At 42.7% G+C, this 19,028-nt stretch carries 19 protein-coding genes and 1 pseudogene; 10 read left to right on the top strand and 10 right to left on the bottom strand.

All coding sequences use genetic code 11. The features are described 5' to 3' along the window. Nucleotides 1–33: 33 nt before the first annotated feature. From WJM78_RS02650 to WJM78_RS02630, 5 genes and pseudogenes are all read left to right on the top strand, one after another. Nucleotides 34–240, top strand: a complete 207-nt coding sequence (locus WJM78_RS02650) for a helix-turn-helix domain-containing protein (protein ID WP_260750597.1) — start codon at nucleotides 34–36, stop codon at nucleotides 238–240. Between the two features lie 394 nt (nucleotides 241–634). After that, entirely contained in the window at nucleotides 635–2,065 is a 1,431-nt protein-coding gene (locus tag WJM78_RS02645; protein ID WP_339013347.1) for a hypothetical protein, read from the top strand. Between the two features lie 553 nt (nucleotides 2,066–2,618). Continuing rightward, the gene (locus WJM78_RS02640; RefSeq protein ID WP_339013345.1) at nucleotides 2,619–3,722 is read left to right on the top strand and encodes a DUF3289 family protein; all 1,104 of its coding nucleotides are present in this window, start codon (nucleotides 2,619–2,621) and stop codon (nucleotides 3,720–3,722) included. Nucleotides 3,723–4,322: 600 nt separating this feature from the next. After that, a pseudogene (locus tag WJM78_RS02635) lies at nucleotides 4,323–4,556 on the top strand (DUF4172 domain-containing protein); the annotation flags it as partial. A 66-nt stretch (nucleotides 4,557–4,622) separates the two neighbouring features. Beyond that, nucleotides 4,623–5,450 (top strand): Fic family protein, encoded by an 828-nt coding sequence (locus tag WJM78_RS02630; protein WP_339015723.1) that lies wholly within the window; start codon nucleotides 4,623–4,625, stop codon nucleotides 5,448–5,450. Nucleotides 5,451–5,525: 75 nt separating this feature from the next. Here WJM78_RS02630 and WJM78_RS02625 read toward each other — a convergent pair whose 3' ends face one another. The 3 genes from WJM78_RS02625 to WJM78_RS02615 all read right to left on the bottom strand — a co-directional run bounded on the left by WJM78_RS02625 (nucleotide 5,526) and on the right by WJM78_RS02615 (nucleotide 7,081). Beyond that, complete coding sequence (locus WJM78_RS02625) at nucleotides 5,526–5,786, bottom strand: hypothetical protein (RefSeq protein ID WP_339013342.1); 261 nt, start codon at nucleotides 5,784–5,786, stop codon at nucleotides 5,526–5,528. Between the two features lie 61 nt (nucleotides 5,787–5,847). After that, nucleotides 5,848–6,255 carry an H-NS family nucleoid-associated regulatory protein gene (locus WJM78_RS02620; protein ID WP_339013339.1) on the bottom strand — a complete coding sequence of 136 codons (408 nt, stop codon included), beginning with the start codon at nucleotides 6,253–6,255 and terminating at the stop codon, nucleotides 5,848–5,850. A gap of 634 nt (nucleotides 6,256–6,889) precedes the next feature. Further along, a complete protein-coding gene (locus WJM78_RS02615) occupies nucleotides 6,890–7,081 on the bottom strand; it encodes a hypothetical protein (protein ID WP_042032933.1) in 192 nt (63 codons plus the stop codon). A 108-nt stretch (nucleotides 7,082–7,189) separates the two neighbouring features. Here WJM78_RS02615 and WJM78_RS02610 point away from each other — a divergent pair, with 108 nt between their 5' ends. Continuing rightward, on the top strand, nucleotides 7,190–7,645 hold the full coding sequence (locus tag WJM78_RS02610; protein WP_339013335.1) for an antitoxin Xre/MbcA/ParS toxin-binding domain-containing protein: 456 nt from the start codon (nucleotides 7,190–7,192) through the stop codon (nucleotides 7,643–7,645). A 638-nt stretch (nucleotides 7,646–8,283) separates the two neighbouring features. Here WJM78_RS02610 and WJM78_RS02605 read toward each other — a convergent pair. From WJM78_RS02605 to WJM78_RS02590, 4 genes are all read right to left on the bottom strand, one after another. Continuing rightward, nucleotides 8,284–9,243, bottom strand: coding sequence for a bacteriophage abortive infection AbiH family protein (locus WJM78_RS02605; RefSeq protein WP_339013332.1), 960 nt, complete (start codon nucleotides 9,241–9,243; stop codon nucleotides 8,284–8,286). Between the two features lies 1 nt (nucleotide 9,244). Next, nucleotides 9,245–10,345 (bottom strand): PIN domain-containing protein, encoded by a 1,101-nt coding sequence (locus WJM78_RS02600; protein ID WP_339013330.1) that lies wholly within the window; start codon nucleotides 10,343–10,345, stop codon nucleotides 9,245–9,247. A 290-nt stretch (nucleotides 10,346–10,635) separates the two neighbouring features. Next, nucleotides 10,636–11,961 carry a hypothetical protein gene (locus WJM78_RS02595; protein ID WP_339013327.1) on the bottom strand — a complete coding sequence of 442 codons (1,326 nt, stop codon included), beginning with the start codon at nucleotides 11,959–11,961 and terminating at the stop codon, nucleotides 10,636–10,638. Between the two features lie 57 nt (nucleotides 11,962–12,018). Next, nucleotides 12,019–12,768 (bottom strand): metallophosphoesterase, encoded by a 750-nt coding sequence (locus WJM78_RS02590; protein ID WP_339013325.1) that lies wholly within the window; start codon nucleotides 12,766–12,768, stop codon nucleotides 12,019–12,021. A gap of 92 nt (nucleotides 12,769–12,860) precedes the next feature. On the opposite strand from WJM78_RS02590, the gene WJM78_RS02585 reads away from it, so the two are divergent. Further along, nucleotides 12,861–13,568, top strand: coding sequence for a hypothetical protein (locus WJM78_RS02585; protein ID WP_339013322.1), 708 nt, complete (start codon nucleotides 12,861–12,863; stop codon nucleotides 13,566–13,568). Here WJM78_RS02585 and WJM78_RS02580 read toward each other — a convergent pair. Further along, nucleotides 13,560–14,756 (bottom strand): hypothetical protein, encoded by a 1,197-nt coding sequence (locus WJM78_RS02580; protein WP_339013319.1) that lies wholly within the window; start codon nucleotides 14,754–14,756, stop codon nucleotides 13,560–13,562. The two genes, WJM78_RS02585 and WJM78_RS02580, sit on opposite strands and share 9 nt — an antisense overlap. Continuing rightward, nucleotides 14,753–15,766: a serine/threonine protein kinase gene (locus WJM78_RS02575; protein WP_339013316.1), complete on the bottom strand. Its 1,014-nt coding sequence runs from the start codon at nucleotides 15,764–15,766 to the stop codon at nucleotides 14,753–14,755. The genes WJM78_RS02580 and WJM78_RS02575 overlap by 4 nt, the downstream gene beginning before the upstream one ends. Nucleotides 15,767–16,591: 825 nt before the next feature. On the opposite strand from WJM78_RS02575, the gene WJM78_RS02570 reads away from it, so the two are divergent. Then, nucleotides 16,592–16,732, top strand: coding sequence for a hypothetical protein (locus tag WJM78_RS02570; RefSeq protein ID WP_339013313.1), 141 nt, complete (start codon nucleotides 16,592–16,594; stop codon nucleotides 16,730–16,732). Nucleotides 16,733–16,885: 153 nt separating this feature from the next. Here the strand turns inward: WJM78_RS02570 and WJM78_RS02565 are convergent, their stop codons facing one another. After that, entirely contained in the window at nucleotides 16,886–17,011 is a 126-nt protein-coding gene (locus WJM78_RS02565; RefSeq protein ID WP_282960514.1) for a hypothetical protein, read from the bottom strand. Nucleotides 17,012–17,461: 450 nt separating this feature from the next. On the opposite strand from WJM78_RS02565, the gene WJM78_RS02560 reads away from it, so the two are divergent. Beyond that, complete coding sequence (locus WJM78_RS02560) at nucleotides 17,462–18,340, top strand: cation diffusion facilitator family transporter (RefSeq protein WP_339013310.1); 879 nt, start codon at nucleotides 17,462–17,464, stop codon at nucleotides 18,338–18,340. 170 nt (nucleotides 18,341–18,510) lie between these two features. Beyond that, nucleotides 18,511–18,795 carry a DUF3811 domain-containing protein gene (gene yjbD / locus WJM78_RS02555; protein WP_339013308.1) on the top strand — a complete coding sequence of 95 codons (285 nt, stop codon included), beginning with the start codon at nucleotides 18,511–18,513 and terminating at the stop codon, nucleotides 18,793–18,795. Nucleotides 18,796–19,028 lie beyond the last annotated feature (233 nt).

Below are 19,028 nucleotides of genomic sequence, written 5' to 3'. Positions count from 1 at the left end.
CCAGAGATAGTGCTCGCCAGAGAGAGGCGAGACATGCAAGATCTAGCAAAAAAATTTGGTGATGCTGTACGTGATAGACGGCTTCAATTGGGAGTATCACAAGATGCACTCGCACATGTGGCCGAGATTGATAGAAGCTATGTAGGACGGATTGAACGTGGTGAGGTCAATGTCACCCTAGAGAAGGCTTATCGCCTTGCTAGAGTGCTTGGGTGTGATATTAGAGATTTATTGCCATAAATAAATTTCCCAAAAAAACTCCTTAATATAAAATTCTATTTATCTGTTAATTTTTAAATATTTTCCATATCAGACTTCCATTCATAATCTGAACTTCTGCTAGCTATTAATATAGAGTAGAAATAGGATCTCACCCTACAGATAGACATATGTCGCCTAAAAAACGGCATAACATATTTATACTTATAAAAATCTATAAAGTTCACATGCTCAAATAACTAAAGGCGAACCTTATTGAAAAGGTTTTTAGAGCAACTATCCTACACGGCATTGAAGATGATCTTTAGGAAGCTAGGATTATAGCCAAAAGCCTATCTCAGTGATATTCTACAGTAAAAATAGGAGGTGGTTTGTGGGGAGTTATACCAATTTCACAACAGCTACGATATGCAGAATGGTCAAAATTGCCCCTGTATTTTTTAGCAAAAAAATGAATCTTGCCAGCAAGTTCTACTACGAAACTAAAGAATGGCACGAACAGAGTTCAGGGCGGAAAACCAATAATACAATCACTCATTACAGTCTGCTCAACCCACAACTAAAATGGAAAGCAAAGGCCATCAGTAGCTTTTGTTCCATAAGTCAAGACAACGCAATAAAATTAAAAAATTGGAAAATTAAAAATAGTTATCTGGATGATTCCTACGCCAAGAACTCCATGTTTAATAATGGTTTTTTAAATGTAGGCTTTTTTAAAATAGGTAGTTCATCAAAAGGGTACCATGTTAATGGATACATTCATTATAAAAGTGATTACATCGAACGTTGCTCGGTACAAATAATACATATAGATGGAGGCTTAGCTTTTTTGGCTCTGTACTGGATATTATCTGACAAAGCTACAGAATTATTAAAAGATATTGATGTGACAGATATTGAACCCGAGCAGATACAATATTTAAGCTGTAACCCATTTAGCACACGATTTGTAGCCTCAAGCACATTAGGCCGGTTAAACTTTTCTGAAGAACGTTTGTTATCAAGACTTGAATTTTTACATAGAGAAATACAATTGGCAGAAAGCCAGCTATACAATTTCTTTGGTATAAGTCAAACCGAAGCACCTGTATATACAATGGATATACATATAGATGATATAAGTCCATATTTTATTGAAAAAGCAGCCCCTCCAAAAGAGATAAATGATGATAACTGTAATGCACATTTTATTCAACATTTCCATGGATATAATTTACCCTTTAAAAGTGATGATTTTAAAAGGTGCTTATTTCCCCTTCGCTATTTGAGGCCGAGAACAACCCCTCCTAAAATATCTCATATATATATTACATCCCAAACATCTGATGAGGTAGATGAACATCGACTTAATGATTTTTCAACTCGTTTATTTTCACCAATAAACTCGCATCATATCTATCAATTTCTCCATGTTTGTGATGCAAGATTTGAGCGTTTAGATAAAAACTACAGTCTGTCAATCATAGACAGCTATAATGAATCTCCTGATAAAAGCTATAACCACATCTATAGTTCATTCGTGGAAATATTAAAAATAGAAGAATTACTTACAGCCTTTATCGAGTCAAAACATGATTTTATACACTTCAGAACTGATGACAGTCTGAACTATGACATTTTTTTTGAAAAAGCTAGCGTTTACTTGGGTAACGTCCGTAAAGTCAAAAAAAGCTTGGAATTAAAAAAGCAGGCGTCTAATGAAAAGGTTCAATCTGCCAATCTATCATATCAAAAGCGAATGACTTGGTTTGTTGCTATCCTGACAATCATTCAAATATTGCTCGCCATTAACTCTCAACAGATTTCCAACTTTATAAGTTGGATTATATCATTTGGATTTATTTAGTTTTAAACGCAAGATGAAATAGTGGCGTTAGTATTGAAGGATAATATTATCAATCAGCCATGTGAGTCATCGATGACATCGAATAAGATTCGATTATTGTCGGTATATAAATGCTGCTAGATAACTAACAGGATATTTTAAGATGTCAACGTCACTTAAAATAACTTAACGCAAGCGCCAAAGTATCAACCTGATGAATGCGATCTATGTGCTCGATGTTCTGACACACAAAGAATTAGTGAATGTGCTGCGGTTGCCGCCAGCTGGGTGAAGAGCGAGACGATATACATAGATGCTGAGACGACAGGCTTGGATCAGGATGATGATTTCTCACTCTTGTTTACCTACCACCACCTCCTGAACTCTCCAGATAGAACCTCTCGATCACTAGGTTCCGCCTTGGGCTTCATCGCAGTCATTGCTGTTTCCTTCTCTCGTGTCCATCGATAGAAAGCGTCACAAGCTGCCGTTTTCAGAAAATGCCTATATGGTCTCTATTGGCGCATTGATGATAAAGTGACCCTTTCACTACTCTTCATCGAGCCCTCTATACATGCAGAAACCAGACCTCAGAGACATCCACCAACTTACCAAGGACGAGTTCAAGCGCATTCTAGGCCCTGTGGCTGGAAGCCTTGATGACGGGTCAGAGGTCGTATTGGGGATGCAATCTGATGTGTTTGCTTGCTGCACTATCCAGGGAGATCAAATCTCGGTGAGGGGGACGCCCAGGTTTGAGCAGGCCATCAAGTCAGCATATGCCCAGGCCAAGCCGACAATGTGGTTTGGTTCGGCAGAGAAAGAGCGCCCGAAGACAGAAACCATTCCTCCTGCTCTCAAACCAAAAACCGATACAACGTCAGCCACAACCTATCGTGTGCCTGTGCTCATTTACAAGTCGAAGCGTGAGCCAGGTAAGAACGTTGATGGTAGCCCTGCCGAAGATATGACCTATGGCACGATGACGGCTCAGCAGATCAAGGCTATCCCTATGTTCGTGGGGAAGATGGGAGATGACGGCTTTATTGGTGATCTCGAAAAGACTGACCCCAAGGTGTTCTTTAGTAGCTTCCGCAACATGGCCACATTGTTTGCAACTGGCGACTTGAAGATGAACATTCTGGCCATGATCGCCAAATTCGAGAAATCTGAGGGTGGTGAATACCGGAACCAAGCATTGACGAGAGCAGCGCGAGCTCACCCGACCACGATCAAGTTCTCAGATACCCTTATCAAGGAAATGAAGGCAAAGCTGGCCGTACTTGATGGGGATGTGAACAAGCTTGTTCTGGGTGACTTGATGCAGCAATACAGCAAGACTTCCGGCTTTCGGTTACCCATCTTCAACTCTGCGGCGGATAAGGTGCAGGGCCTCACAATTGCGGTTAACGATGTCTGGGCAGGTAAGGCGGAAATCACGACATATGAAAAGTTTGGCGACTTCTACAAGGGCACGATCAAAGTAACGCTATATGACCACTTCGGTCTCGATTATCCTGACATCGGCCCTGACCCCACGACCGGAAGAGTCAAGTTCTACGGCCTGGCGTCCGGTTTCAGAAGCTGGTTTGTTCTTCAACACTACAAGCGCTTTGCCTACAAACCATTCTTGACCGTCATTGAACTCAGCTATCCATTCCAAGGGGAACTAAAGTGAGCGCAGCAGTGAAGACAGAGAGAACATGGGTATTCGTGTTGTTCATGCTCTATCACCTCTTGAATGCATCGATTCTGTTCATTCAGCCTGTCTATGATTGGTTTAACGATGAATACTCACTGACTGGTCTATATGTACTGCTCATGCCTTATCTCTGGGGCTTGATAACGATACTGGGGGCGATTTTGTTCTTGTCAGATCGCTCTTGGAAATACCTAGCAGGCAATCTACTCGGTGGTTCGATCCTTCTCTTCTGGTGGCTTAGACTGGCATCCCAATATTAGTGAGTATCGTCAGGCATATGAATGAGCAGACCAGACGGCATCTGCTTGGGCGTGGCTTCATGCAGCGCAAGCTGCAAGCTCCATCCAAAACGGAAATGAATTCCCGCCTAGTCTATCTACTAATTGCTGTAGCGTATTCCAGCAGCAATAAATCGAGTTTTTCATTAGCTCCGGTCTGAGATTTTCAGCCTGGAGCGGTCCCTCATTACCGGCTCTAGTGGTGAGTAGTATGTGCTATATTCGGCTCAAATATTGAGCCGAATGATGGGCTGGTTCGGCTCATTATTGAAACCCTGGCACGTTGAATGAGGAAATAATGGAACCATTTTGGATTTGGCAACAAGCTGACTGGCCCCATTTTCGTTGGCAGAATAGCGAGATATTGCCCAGATTACGGCTTGTTCAACGCAGGTTGGGAATTTTACTAGGTAGTCATTCCAGGTTGGGGGATTTCGACCAAACGTTGGATATGTTACTGGCTAACATCATCTCCTCATCCGCTATTGAGGGTGAGCGTCTCAATGCCCAATCTGTGCGTTCCTCCCTTGCTCGGCGGTTAGGTGGGTCACAAACTCAGTCCTATCCAGTATCAGAGCGCTCAGAGGGGCTCGTGGCCATGATGCTGGATGCCATCGACAATCATGGACAGCCGTTGACGATTGAGCGGCTTTACCAATGGCATCGTTGGTTGTTCCCCGTCAGCGAATGGTCGGTGCAACCAGTGAACGTAGGACAGTTGCGAGGAGATGAGCCGATGCAGGTTGTCTCTGGGCGTGTTGAGCGCCCCACCGTGCATTTTGAGGCACCGCCAAGGGCCGCTCTTGACGATCAACTGGCTGCGTTCATCCTCTGGTTTAACCAGACTCAGCATGATCCCACGATAGATCCCCTCCTTCGTGCGGCGATCTGTCATCTCTGGTTTGTAACTCTTCATCCTGTTGATGATGGCAATGGGCGGCTCACACGGGCACTGACCGATCTCGCGTTGTCACAGGCTGACAGCCACAGCATCCGGCTGTATGCCATGTCAGTTGCTATTCTTGGACGGCGGGCAGACTACTATCGGGCACTGGAATCCGCACAGAAAGGCTCGCTGGATATTACCTCCTGGATCTGTTGGTTTCTCGACACACTGGATTTCTCCATAGAGCTGGCATTACAAAGTATCGCCCGTAGTCTTGCCAAGGTATGCTTCTGGCAGCGGCACTGTCATGACGGTCTGAGTCCAGAGCAAACCAAAGTAATTAACCGCCTTCTGGATGGCGGCGAACAGGGTTTTGAAAATGGCATCAATGCCAGTCAATATCAAAAAGTCGCCGGAGTCAGTAAGCCCACGGCTACACGGCATCTGGCTGAGTTGGTGGGTAGGGGGTGCATTGAGAAATTACCTGGTGGCGGACGCAATACACGCTATCAGATCCGCTTGCACACCGAGGGTGTTTGAAAAAGCATCGCCATGGGGCGTTGATTTCATTTGGTAGATGAGAGCTGCGATTGACGTACCAATGAAGCTCTTTAATTAAATTTTGACGCCATGATGAGTGCCGTCAGGCATATGAACGAATAAACTCAACCGACAGTCATGGCTCTCAACTGATTTTTTGAGCGACAACAAACTATCGAGAATATCGGGATCTATTTCAGGAACATCACCCGCCCCGAGATTTGAAAGCAATTTAGTCACACTCAGATGAACCAATTGCTCGTCTGCGATCTCTTGGGCTCTCTGGACAACCTCGGGTGATTCAGACGCGATGATATCCTCTAATGTCCTCCCCATACGGTGCTCCTACTACAGATAGAATTAAAGGCCCACGCCGAGCTGGCATGGGCTCTCAGCACTAGATCAAAAACTCTTCCAATGCACGACCATTAGCCACTGCTTCTGCGATGGCCTTGGGCATGCGCCCCTGGCCAGTCCAGGTCTTCTCCTGACCATCCTCGGTGTAGCGATACTTTGCAGGACGAGGAGCGCGCTTGCTCTTTACTGTACCCTCTGCTTTTGCAGTGGTTGCAGTACCAACCAGCTCACTCGGATCTATGCCAGCTTCTTTCAGCAGCTCGGTAAACTCAGCCAGTTTTTGCAGGCGTTCAGCGGACTCTTCTCTCAATTTGCTCTCTTGCTGCTCACGCTCAGCAAAAATCTCTTCGAATTTCTCTCTGATTTCGACCAGCTGCTCAAAAGAAAGCTCGCGCAATGCAGCACGCAGACTACGGATATTCAACAGAGTTTTCAAAAAATCGTTCATTTTTATCCTCATGTATCACATTTTTATATCAGTGAAATTATCTCTCAACCCCAGTATTAGCACCACTGTTTTTGGCACCAAGATGATTCGAAAAAATAGCATAATTTAAAAATCGTGAGCTAAATTGCGTTTGGGGCTGCTTAGTGGTCTAGCTCCAATCTGCTATGAAACTATGTAGCCGAAAATTAAATCTAGGTGGTAGTGAGCGTTGAGACCACCTCACCAGATGAGCCGATGAACGATCTTGATCGGCTCACAAAATGAGCCGATAGGACAATATCATTGGCTCACAGAATGAGTCGATGATAAGAAATTTTAGATTTGCCCTTGAGGATCCAGACACTTCGCCCCTCTTAACTTAAGAGGTAGTCTTGGATGACTAGGCCACTACACATCCATGTCTCCAGAAAGCAAAAAACCCCGCAACGAGGCAGGGTTTTAGCATTTTTTCAACTTCGCACTCAGGGTAGCGACTCTCCCTTGTTTCAACTTCGCACTCAGGGTAGCGACTCTCCCTTGTTTCAACTTCGCACTTAGGGTAGCGACTCTCCCTATGTCTTGATTTTATGAGAAGGTGAAGCCGCTAGTCAACATTATTACTGGTATAACCAGCATTGAGCACTCATTTGATATGTTATTTTTGGATGTCTTTGCACTCAAATTTTGGAGGTGTTTTCCAACCTGTAACGCGCCCGCTGCGTTTGTTGATCCTGCGGTATTCATTACCCAACAGGATTTCCCATTCAGAGCCGTTCTCCGATAGAACCTGAAAAGTAGTCCCCAGCTCAATGCCTAAACCTGGTTCAGTACAGACCAACTCGGTCATCAGCCCTCCTCAATGTAGGGGCATTTGGTTGTTAATTTTCCACTCAAAACGACAGTTTGGGGTAGGATAGCTCATGAGAGGTCGTGTTTGTACAATGAGGAGTGCTACATGATGCCCTATGCAACCTATCATCCTAGTAGTGACGCAGTTACTCCGAACCGTCTCCTAGAAGGTCTTGGTATTCCTCGTGACCCACTAGGAGCACATCAATGGATCGTGGCTGGCGTAGCACCGGACATACTCTATCGGCTCGCTGAATTGATGAAGACTGATGTGGGGATGGTTTGCCAGTGGGCTGGTATTAGCCGGAGTACACTGGCCCGCAAGCTGCGGATTACAGCCCCCCTATCAATATCTCAGGGTGCCAGGGTATACGGAGTTGCACAGGCCCTCGATGCGGTTCTCGCCTTTCACAGGAACGATACCGTCAAGACACTTTCGTGGTTAAACCGCACAGCCTGGGGCCTAGGTGGCGTAGCCCCAGCTAAGTTGTTGGCTACACCAATGGGGGTTCAGGCTGTTGTCGATCTGGTGGGACGGATTCGGCATGGGGTGTGCATATAAACAATAAGTCGGGGACTGTGAGAATAAAACCAGCTCAGTTGGTTAAACTTCCACCTAACAGAATGATTTTCAGAATTTTTCCACATCCACCCACTTGAAAAATTCGGAAAACTGTCCATTTACTAATTATGAGAGCTTGAATCAAATTTAAGCTGCTCATTATTATTCCGCTGCTACGCAGCGAAGATAAACCAGATTTATACATCCACTGCCATTATCTCATCAATAAGTCCGTTTATTGCAAAATCAAAAAAAATCTATGGTAAACTATAACAAAAACATCCCTATACAGTATCTGGTTGAATTATGGCCGAAGGCACGGAATAGAAAAATTGAAATACTTTCATTCGTGCATACATCAATCATACGGGATTCACATTATATGGCATAATCAATAGTGGTTATTGACATGTACTCGTAAATTCTATTCTTACCATCGTGTTTATTTTTGCAAACCTGAATGTCTGCTGCATTTATAATGCTCTTTTGCACTAATACCTTTTCTACTAAAGGAAGGGCACACGAAAGTAGCCTAAACAAGACACCGGTTTGAGGCCGGTGTCAGGTGATAACTAGACTAGACCTGTACAGAAAATATTAAAATCCAGCGCAGTTGTTAATAATTTACAGGTTTTTTCTTAGATCTGTTCCATTCTGACAACTGCAACGTTAGCTATTCCAAATTCTTTAAGAGTGTCATCGTGTTTTTTCTCATCATCAGGGTCATAAAAAGTCACAACCCATTTAGCATCAGGTCTGACTGATTGAACCAATTTTTTGAAGTAGGGTAAATCTACGTCAGCTAATGAGTGACCGAGAACATATACTTCATCAATATTGCCGAGCTTTGCAAAGAAAGTTTCATTGTTTTTTATGACCTGATCTGTGCCCTTGAAAGTGGCTGAGAAATACTGATTAATAGCATTTTTACCAAGCTCGAATGAGTAGTCATATTGTTCAGATTGATAATCCATCCAACGCTCTAAGTCTTCATCACTCAATCCTGATGGTGGTTCAGCAGGTTTTTCTTTGAAATTTTCAGGGTCAACACCATGACCGAGAATTAACTCACCAACATGTGCATTGGCTTTCCCGTGAATAAATAATATATTCTCATCGGGGACTGCATAGTATTGAGAAAGTGTATCTGTGTAGTTGAATGTGAGGTAAACAGCGTCCCTATCAATATTTACTGAACGGCCATGATCAAACATAGGAAACTGCACTGCCAAAATGAACTCTTCGAATGCTTTATACAGTTCAGTGGTTAGAAGGCCAAGTATTCTCTCCATTTCAATTAAAAACGTGTATCTGTCTCGGTCTCTAAAGTCATCTGAAGAATAGTTTGGCATTGCATCCGTGTTTGCTTCCAAAACAGAATCTTTATCAAGTAGTGACATACTTGTTTCAAACTCAGACCATAACGGGTCTGACATTATTGTTGGACAATCTGGGTCTAAGTCAGCAAACCCGTAATAGTCGAGAAGTAGTTCATAAGTTTCCCTGTAGTTTTTTTTGAGATAAAGTCCAAAAGATGTATACCTAGTGTCAAGGCCATGATGAACATCAAATCCATTACCTATTACATACAACTTCATGTTATTCGCCATTAATATCTAGTTCTTTGAAGCTAATGACTTCTGAGTCACCATCAGTCAGCTCAAAATATGTGTCTTGGAAGTAAAGTTCTTCAATGTGCGCGTTGGCTTTCAATCCATCTGGATAGGCAAGTGTTAGGTGAGCAGTATATGTTTCTTTGTGTTTTACGATTGACTCATTACTCAAGATGAATACATATTGCTTGTCTTCAGGATCCCAAGGTGAACGGTCATAATCTGAAAATTGGTAATCTGCCGTAACAACCACCTCAAACTCTACTTCGTATTCAGCACGCTCGGCATCGACATTCTGCAAGTTTTTCTTTTCAACATTCAGTGAGTTGATTTCTATAGAATTGATAATATCATCGAAAGGGTCTGCATTTTCATAGTTAAACTCTCCATCTTTTATAGTTTGCAGGGCATCCGCTTTGATTTTTTCTAGGAGTTGTTCGAAAACTTCATCAGCAAATTCGGCTGGCTCTTTGTACGCTTTGTCGCTTCGAACAATTAAGTCAATTAGGTCATCTACTTTTTCAAGATGAATGAAGTTATCTTCTTTCTCACAGAAGGATTTCATATCGCCGTCGTCACTAACGATATAGACTGCATACCCTCTAGCCAAGCTCACCTGTTTAATAGCCTCTAGCGCAAATGCATCAGGAAACTCATGTTTTTTTGACTCTTTGCCAAAAGGTGGGCGGTTGTTGAAGTAAGCATCAAATACAAGTTGAGGGTTAACAATGCTTACATTTATTGTTTCAACGTAGCCATTTTCGACAAAATCATTAAATTTCTTACTGGCAATAGTATAAATATCCTCAACTTTAACCTTGGTGAAGATTCCATGACAGTCAAGGTTGGGAGTGTTTCTTAGGAACATCCCATCTTTTTGCATCTTCGTTATCATAGAAGCTGCTTCTTCAGATTTTCTTTTAAGATGAGAGTCTATCTCTTTCCTTGTCACATCAGTAATGAGCAAGTGAATTTTCTCATCTTCAATTAGTTCTTGAAGACGACCAAGTGCATATTGTCCAAATTGATAGTTTTTCTTTTCAAAAGCACTTGTATCTATAAAAGCTAGCCTTGTCTGTAATTCCATAGTCAATACCTTGAATACATGCTGTAAATTGCAAAAAAAATAAACTTCCTAAAAACTAAAGGCATATTAATTCATTGCCAAATTTTGGACAAGTAACAAATTAGCAAGGTGTGATGAGGAATCACTTTAAATTATTATGGTAATTTCCGATGTTGCAAACAGCTTCAACTTGATACCAAAGGAAGGGCGCACGAAAGTAGCGTAAACAAGACACTGGTTTGAACAGCAGCTACTTGAATAGAAAGTGGTTTTCAGGTGAGAAATATATCTTCACAATTTATATGTGAAAATCATGGGATTTTGATAAATGAACTATATTTCCTCCTTAAATCATCAATGGCTTTATTTGCTTTTCTTTCTTTTTCCTCCAATGCTTTTATCTCATTAGATTTTTCTTTTAGCCACTGTGAAAGCATGACTTGAGCCTGATCTCTTGCTTTAATATCAATGATACTTACCAAGTCTTTGGATTTTTCTGTTAGAGCATCTTCTCGTTCTTGTAGTGAGATGAGGCTATCATTTAAAGTTTTCTGTATTAGATCTAAGGAAGCTGAACGCCTGCGTATCTCAACTTCTCCAGCATCAAGCTGAGCCTCTTTGGCTTTAATTGTTCTGTTTATATCATCAACCTGTGAATAAAACTCTGCCTTAAGTTCATCTAAATTGAGAAGGTCACGTAGTAAGTCTTGTTTTTGATCAACTTCATCTTGTATATGATAGAGACGGTCTTTCAATTCCATTTCAAAGCTTCTGTATTGATCTTCCAATAGGATTAATCTTTCCTGTGCCTCTAAAATGGACGACTCTTTTTCTTTTAATACTCTCTCCCATCTTCTCAGAATTGCGTTAGCCTTGCCTTCTGCATGCCGAGACTGTTGAATGACTCGTTGCATATCACTCAGCTCAGATTGACTCGTATTTTTTATCGCATTGTATTCTGCATTAAGCCTTTTAACCTCTGCATCATGCTTTGCACTCAAAGATGAATACTGATTCTGTAAAGATAGTAACTGCTGTCTATTGTGCGTATACATCATTTCGGAGAAGTTGCCAACAGGGGCCACAGATACCCATTTTTTGGGGCATTTTTTTAGATAATCTCTTATCTCTTCTTTTGAGATTATCTCTCCTTTCACACGAAATCCACTTAGGTCAAGTTCAATGCAGGTTGCATTCACCCTCTTTAGTTCTTTAATTTTTCCTCTATCACAAAAGTGCGTAACTGCAACTTCGATGAGAACCTTCTCTCCATCGATGAATCCGATTACATCAGGTATAACTCGACCTTCATAAACCTCACATACCATCTCATCAAAGACTATGTTTTTATGGATTGGGTTTATAGTTCCAATAGGCAGTATCAACTGCCTGTCAGTTGCTAAAACCTCTTTAGCTAGGATATGTATTTCCGTTTCCGGCTTCCAGGTACAGGAGTTCTGTTCGATTGAATTAGGCTCATGAGCAAAATAATGGGCTTTAATTGGCCCTTTCATTGCCCAGACAGCGCCCTGACAACCGATGCATGTGCAATTGCATCCTTTGCCACTAACAACGTCTTTGACATCAACGATATGGCCATTGTCATCAAGGGCGCGAGTCATCAGGATTCTTGCCATCTCTACCTACCCACCAATTAAACTATGAATTAAGAGACCTATCACGTAAAAAAGATATTATGTTTCGGTTAAAATCATTTGTGAAGTGGTACATGTGAACGCTGTGGCATGTATGAAATCAAATACTCCTCTTTTAATTTTACAAGCTGTGAGATGTGGGTTATTAATGCGTTCACTTGGAGAGTAACCAGAACCGGTATCTAGAAATAGTTGATTTCCGACAAATCGGGGGTAATCCACAGGGGTATGTCCAGCAATGATATAATCAACTCCTGAGATGGTGTTTTCTTCCTCAGATGAAATGACACTTCGCCCCCACAGGATCTCACGCCGACATTCATTTAAAACTGAGTCACAGATCGGCCATGTTTTCATTGGAACCTCAGAGTGAATAACCCCAATATGATAATCTTCAAGCTCTACTGATACAGTAAAGCTCAAATTTTTAACTATAAGGTCTCTACACTCCTGGCGCTCCTCATGCGTAAGGGAAAACCACCATTTACCACCATTCCTTTCCCAAATAGAGCGTTTATATGGCGATGAATTATCTTCATCAAGAATGAACTCCTCATGGTTACCGACAACAGAATAAAACCAACTTTGCTCAGTTAACCTCAAACACTCTAGTGAACATGCTCCACGGTCAACTAAGTCGCCCGTGCAAATTACCCTATCAATATCAGGGTTAAATTTCACCACAGACAAAATTCGTTTCAAAGAAGTAATTTGCCCATGTAGGTCGCCAATAAAGTAATCTGTTCCCAACATATTTTTCTTGAGTATCTTGTGAGTTGTAATATTCATTCCGCTCATTGCAGCCACCAAAAAAATATGGAATACTTAAACATAATACCCTATAATGTTTTATTGTATATGATAATGAGAAAGAGTTGAATATGAGTCCACTAATTACAATGAAATCAGCTTCATTGGCGAACACTGATAGTTCGCAAGATGCTTTCGACTCAGAGTTTGCTCTTGTAAACAGCTTGCAGTCTCTTGTGAGAAAGCAATTTAAGAAAAATATTGGTTTTGAAAGAGAGTTCGACTGTGGTTTTGGCATAGCTGATGCAATCATCTTCGAGTATAAGAGAAGGAAAGCAGCCTTAAATTTGGGGCAGATCACACCTTCTTGGGCATACACACTCAAACAGTTGCCATTAAAAACCAACTTTGATGCCGGGCACATTTCTAAAATTTCAGGTGCATCTCTCTCATTATCAAAAAAAGCGATCAAGGAATTTGTTGATGCAGGTTACTGCAAGCAAAAAGAAAATGGTATTTATGTAAAAGTAAAAGAGCCTGAGAATATTGTAGATACAATAAAGGCCGTAGAAGCAAAGCTGAAAGATTGGAAGCGAGCTCTTTGGCAAGCGAGTCGTTATAAAACTTTTGCTAATGAAAGTTGGGTTGTTCTCGACAAAAAGCATGCAAATCCCGCAATAAAAAATATTGATGAATTTAAACGTTATAATGTTGGATTGGCAACCATATCTATAGAAGGTGATTACTTAGTGCATTTCTCCCCTGTTGAAGAAACGCACTTTTCTGAAATCGCCTACTGGAAAGCCAATGCGATGATTGCGCAATCCTTATTAAACTAAGCCATTGGATTGTGCAAATATGCGAATTGCATTGCTCCAAGTGTTCAAATGATCGCCATTACCGTGTTTATCAAGCCTCAAGGCATGTTTACTGATTTCATCATGTAGGTCTATAGCTTCATCAATCCACTCATTCAGCTTTTTATACCGCCCTTGAATGCTCAAGGATGAAAGCTCATCAATTTGATCACTAAACGCTTTAAAATAGTGCTTATACAATATTGCTGAATTAAATGCAGGGTCTTTTGTCAGCTCAAATGCCTCATCAGATTCATCTGATGCGGTATAAATCTTATTCCAAATATGAGGGTATCTATCCTTCAGAATTTTAGCCTCATCAAAGTTGATCCAGTTCAACAGTTTAGGAAGATAAATCCTAGCTTTTGGCCCTCTTCTATCCCCATCTGTGACGATGAATTTATCTAGAGAAAACATTCTAGTATTCTCGAATGCACCTATAGTTAAACTAATTTCACCAGCAAGTGTATATAGCAATGACTCGGTATTTGAATACCCAACAAGAACCTCTAAGTCTGCATCATAAGATGCCTTAATAACATCCATGTACTGAGTCAGAAATGTCAGGTCATTTATTTGTTTTGTACCCCTATCATGTTGGCAAAACATATATACGCCATCAATTTCAGGGTAGCTTGTAATCCAGTTTAGAACCTTACTTCGATACTCATTGCTGTTCACCATTGATGAAGTCATGGGAACAGTCAGCAATACCTTTTTACTACCAAGTGGGTCTTGCTTCTTGATCTGCTCAAGAAATGGATGTACAAATTGTTGAGATTGACCATCGATATACTTGTCATCAAAGTATTCATAAAATCTTGCAGGTATGATGAGTTCCAAAAAATCATTTTCCAACTGAAACTCAATACATCTTTTTGCTGCTTCATAAGATACAGCCATAAAATCAATTGTTGAAAAACCTTTTTCTCCCATAATCGAATTGGGAAAGAAACTATATGATTGTAACTTCTGTTTTTGAGAGCTAGGTAAGTAAAATTGTGGATCAAACAATGATGCTGATTTTAATTTTTTACTGTAATCAGACACATTTTTACATGTCTCATGAACCGGACTAAAAATGATTCCATCACCAATCTTATCCTTTTCGAAAGAATCTCTATTCCAGTTAGCACAGTGCCCAGATTGATGAAACAGTCGTAAACTCATACCCGCTCCTTAATTGCATTCAATTCATTAATGATTTTACTTGGAACACGATATCTAAGATATGGTTCCTTGCTCATCATTTTTTCAATTATATTCGATAAATCTCTATCAACCCCCTTTGTATGTAAAGCATCAGGTGTGTGGCTGCATACTCGCTCTAATATTTCATCATTATAGTTTGTGCCATCAGAAACCATAAATGGGTGCTGTCCGGTTAGCATCTGGTAACAAATAATGCCGATAGAAAATAGATCACTCTTGAATGAGATCTCTCTCTTTGCATTTTTAGCTTGCTCGGGGCTCGCATAGGCAGGCGTACAGGGCCCAAAATCACAGAAGCTATACGTTACGCCAGCAGAGCCTTCTTGCCGCAATAGACCAAGATCTATAATGACAAGAGAACCATCATCTTTAACTAAAATGTTGTCTGGTTTTAAGTCCCTATGTACTAATTTTTGTGGATGGCCCCATAAGCAATCCATTGCAATAAGTATCTTTTCTAAAAATGAGATAACTGCCGACTCATTATTATAGCCACTCATTAAATTCGTTAATGGCTGAGCATTCATTCTTTGCTCTATACTCACGAACTTAATCGGATTCAGTGGCTCCTCAGTTTCTGGGTGGAGAGTGATTGCTTCATGAAAAAATAATCGAGGAAATGATTGACTTCGGATTTGATTAAGAATCTCAACTTCTTTTTCCATGTATGAGATAGTTGTTCTTGATGTCACACTCGACATTTTAAGAACAACCTCTCCCCACTTATCACAATTTTCAGGTTCAATATCTGAACGTCCAGTAAAAATGCCAAAGTATACAGCCCTTTGACCTGATGCCTTAGGTACACCCGTTATTTCGAAATTTGGGTATAAGGCCCTTATCAATTCGATGGACTCTTGATTTCCTTCTAGCATTAGCAAATCTCTCGCAAGGCTGAATAGAATAAGATCTACTACAATATTTTCGTAAAAAAATATATATTTCTGTTTGCAGGTTTTGATCTTCATCAAGATTCAATTAGAACCAATGGTTGGACTCATCTTTTCCCTTGACTATTGTTTTAACTATCACTGTTTTACCGCATGGGCGACAACGCTCTGATAGCATGTACCAATCCAGTAGCCCATGACTTCATTCTGAGGTAAGCCTGATGGTGAAGACGTGTAGTAGGGTGATTACAGCGGTTGTTGCGCGGTAGGGTTAAGCCAAGCAGCAGTCTGTTACTTTCCAACCCACACAATCATAGGTCATTCCGCGATCCGCTGACGTTATCTCATGCGTTCACTTGCTATTCGGTTCAGCTCGGTGTCTTCGACCAGCGCCTGGTAGCAGACAAAGAGATCGAGTGACATGCAGTTGAAGGCGGGGTCGTTGCCGTTAAGGATGGCAACATCAGAGCCATTACCCTTGCTCAGGAAACTCCACATAGAGAGAAGGGAAATGAGTGAACAATGAAGCTAAAAACCACCTTCGATTTTCAACATCACAGCCCCGAGACATCAGAACTGGTGTAGTATGTCCTCTATACGCAGAGAAAGACGTTCGAAAAATTGTGTAAACTTTTTTATCGTAAATGCATGAGATGTTGACACGAACTGCATTAATGATAGGTTTAATGCGATTTAAGGACATGTGGGTGAGATAGCAAGGTGGATAGAAGCTGTGATTACTTGGCTTGCACTCAACCAACTCACACACACAGTGGCAGTTACACTGAAATGTTCCTGCCCTTCCGTTCTGATCGGCAACGCATTCCCAGAAGGCCCTGTTGATTCGGGGCTTTTTTTTGCCTGTTATTGACACAGGCTCGCCATAGAGAAAAAGAACAACGGGTGTTTTACCACTATCTGGTGCAATTGGCCGACAGCAAATATGGCGCCGATATCTATGCCCCCGACCGGGTCAGGCAATATGATCTGTTTGCCCCTACCCAGTATCACTTTACCTTTCGCCAAGCGGTACACCAGCGCTGATTTGATCGCCAGTTGAACGCCATGCGGGCTGATGGCCGGTATCAGAAGATCGTCGATACCTATGGCGCCACGCTTTAAGCCAGAAACATAAAAGCCAGCCTGTGACAGGCTGGCTTGATACTGGCTCCGGAGGAACGACAGCGTGGAGGAGCGTTACTTGATCGCGCTGCCGTTTTTCAGATCTGCTTTCTGACGTTTGGCTTCGCGTTTCTCTTTCAGTGACAACTGCGGCTTTTTCTTGGCATCTTTGCCGTTGTGATGTTCTTTGTTACTCATCATCAAACTCCAAAAATGTTACCCAGACAGTTGGAACCCAGGTTCCAGCATGCCATCCGAATCGTAGACTTCAGTACGCTTTCAGTGACGACCTGTTGATCGCACTCACTCCAGCATACCCTCAATCTTGTGCAAGAATCCACCCTCATCCGTCAGGCTTCATTCTGGGCCAGGAGCGGGCGATCTCAAGGCGTGACGAGCAAGGGTATGAACGGCCGGAAAATCTGGATATTCCTTATAAAATTCGGCCCTTTTCGATTTATTTAATCACCAACTGAAATAAAAAACCAAAAGCAGAAGAAAACTATTAATTAAATGAGGAGAGATAATTTAGATAAGCATTCTCACTCTCGCCAGAAACAAAACGTTACAACCTGCCGCAGCCGTTTAATTTTCAAGCTGATATTATCCAACCCTATTTGTGAAAATATTATATAAAAAATAGGATATCCCATGATCAGAAAAAGCAGAGCGGCCTTGGTCTCAGTTTGCTCCAATATCACCCTGATTATCATGAAGATATTTGCCGGGGCCTTGAGTGGCTCCGTCAGTATTATTTCCGAAGCCATCCACTCAGCAATGGACCTGGTTGCATCGCTCATCGCGCTGTTTGCGGTACGTCGGTCGGATATTCCACCCGATCAACGCCACCCCTATGGTCATGACAAGATCGAAAACGTCTCCGGCGTCATAGAAGCCCTGTTAATCCTGCTGGCTGCGGGCTGGATCATCTTCGAAGCCATCGGCAAGTTGATCACACCCACACCGGTCGAAAGTGTGGGCTTTGGCGTGCTGGTCATGCTGATCTCGGCGCTGGTCAACAGCGGTGTCTCCACCTATCTCTACCGGGTGGCGAAAGAGGAAGAGTCCATCGCGCTGGCCGCCGATGCCTTGCACCTCAAGGCAGACGTACTGACCTCTCTCGGGGTCGCAGGCGGCCTGCTCGGTATCTGGATCGCCGACGGGCTGGGCTACAACCTCTATTTGCTCGACCCCATAGTGGCCATCTGCGTGGCAATATTCATTCTCCGGGAAGCCATCGCCATGCTCAATCAGGCCTTTCAGCCCCTGCTGGATCACAGCATGAGCGAGGAGGAGCTGGCCATCACCACTCAGGTGATCGAGCAATGCTGCCCCGAGCATGGTGGCTTTCACGCCTTGCGTAGCCGCCAGGCCGGACGCCGTCGTCATATCGATTTCCACCTGACCCTGCCCAAGGAGATGAGCATAGAGCTCTCCCACGCCATCTGTGATCAGATAGAGCAGGGCATCATGCACCACCTGCCCCATGCCATAGTGCTGATCCATGTCGAACCGAGCGGCCACGGTTGAGAGACGTGCGATGCAAACCGGAAAATGCGATAAATCTGTAGTGAACTGGCAGATAAATAACGAAAAAAAGCGTGGAACCCGCACTTTTATGGCCGTGGAGCACATTGCGTAAGAAATAGTCGACGAAAATGTGTTAGGGTATCCCATCCCCCAGCCGCCAGGAGCGCGCCGTGAAAAAGTTGGAAATGAAAGACCTCACCGAGGCCGAAAAGGCCGAGATAACCCTGTTGCTCCAAAAAGCCCAGGCCAATGCTGACCATCAGCTGACCAACGCAGAACGTAACAGGCTCCGTGAGGAAGGCCGGCTTAAAATCGTGGCAGATCGTGCAGAGGCAGCCAAGGTGGCCTCCAAACTGGCTCGGGAAAAGGCCAAAGAGCGGGCCAGAAATCAGGTGCTGCCAGAAACCTTCAGCTGGATCGACTCCGTCAGCAACAAGTTCCGCAGCAAGCGCTGAGTTCGCTCACTCTTTATGAACGCCCGCCCACACAGCGCTGTGTGGGCGGGCGTTGATCGTTATGGCTCTCTCTACTTGATGAGGGCACCATCTGTACAAGCCCGACCGGCAAACGCTCATCATGTTCACCAAGAACACGTGACTGAGACAGGCCAAACACCTGTCCCGGCAAGGAGATACGCCCAACCCCGCCCCACATACCCGATGGTTCACATGGCAATATGAGTAGGTAG

The sequence above is a fragment of the Aeromonas popoffii genome (genome assembly GCF_037818705.1).
Taxonomy (GTDB): domain Bacteria; phylum Pseudomonadota; class Gammaproteobacteria; order Enterobacterales; family Aeromonadaceae; genus Aeromonas; species Aeromonas popoffii.
This window is presented reverse-complemented; position numbering and strand designations above follow the sequence as displayed.